Source organism: Acidovorax sp. KPB24-07 (assembly GCF_057543315.1).
The window spans coordinates 1-1,103 of sequence record NZ_BAAJYS010000722.1; the positions used below are offsets into that span (position 1 = coordinate 1).

Genomic DNA, 1,103 nt, shown 5'->3' on the forward strand with positions numbered 1-1,103 from the left:
TCATCGGCCACGTCGGCGGCGGCGAGGCCGTGCTCGCCAAAGCGCTGGCGCACGCAGTGCTCGATGCGCTGCAGCAGGCCGGGCTGGGGCGGCACCTCGGGCGCAGTGCCGCAGGCCAGCGACAACAGGCCGCCCAGGTGCTCGGCCTGCAGCGTGCCCAGGCGGGCGGGCTGTTCGGCGCGCAACTGGGTCACGTAGGCGCTCAGCACCCGGCCCCATCCGGCGGCGCCGTCCAAACGCCGGCCCAGCCAGCGGTCGGCGGCAGGCAGCCAGGTGTCCAGCCAGCCGATGGGGATCTGGATGGAGACGGTGTCCACCGCCTCGGGAAACTCCAGCAAATAGCGGCGGCGCGAGTCGATCAGTGCCAGGTCGCCGGGCAGCAGGCGCGCGGCGCCGGCATCGTCCTGCGCGACGTGGCAGGGCGACGACTCCTTGCAGAGCAGGTAGTAGAAGTTATCGCCCCCGCTGCGGCGGATGCCCTGCAAGGTGCGGCGCACGCGCTGCGCGCTGCCGCTCACGCGGTTGACGCGCAAGCCGCCGCAGGGCATGGAGGCGAGCGTGGCCGAAAAAGCCTGGCGCTGGCCGGGCTCCACTTCCATGTCGAGGAAGCAGTCGCAGACCGCGCCGACCCAGTAGTCCGCCCGCTGCGCGGCAGGAACGGCATCGGTGGTCCACGTACGGATGGCGCATTCCATGGCCTGCCTGTCGTCGGTCGGCTCCGACTGCATTGCTATGCTTTTGGATGCCATGGTGCGCTCTCCCTGTGCGCTGCGGGCCGTTTTGGCTTGAATGGGCGCTCGGCTCAGGCGTCCCTGCGCACACGCCCGAGCAGCAGCACCGCCGCGGCCGCCAGCACCGCCGGCACGGCGGCCACCAGGATGATGGACGCAGGCGTCCAGGCCGCGGCCAGCAGGCGCCGCCTGCCAGCGGCCCGACGATGGCGCCGATGCGGCCCACGCCCAGCGCCCAGCCCACGCCGGTCGCACGGATGTGGGTGGGGTAGATGGCGGCGGCCAGCGCGTTGCAGCCGATCTGCGCGCCCACCACGCCGAAGCCCGAGAGCGCGGCGCCGGCCAGCAGGCCCGTGAGGTTCTGCCCGCTGA

The 1,103-nt window shown here is 72.9% G+C and carries 1 protein-coding gene; it reads right to left on the bottom strand.

Annotated features, from left to right (window positions below; translation table 11 throughout):
* On the bottom strand, nucleotides 1-749 hold a 749-nt coding region (locus tag AC27IQ_RS25290), incomplete at its 3' end, for a cupin domain-containing protein (RefSeq protein WP_487091267.1).
* Nucleotides 750-1,103: the final 354 nt, after the last annotated feature.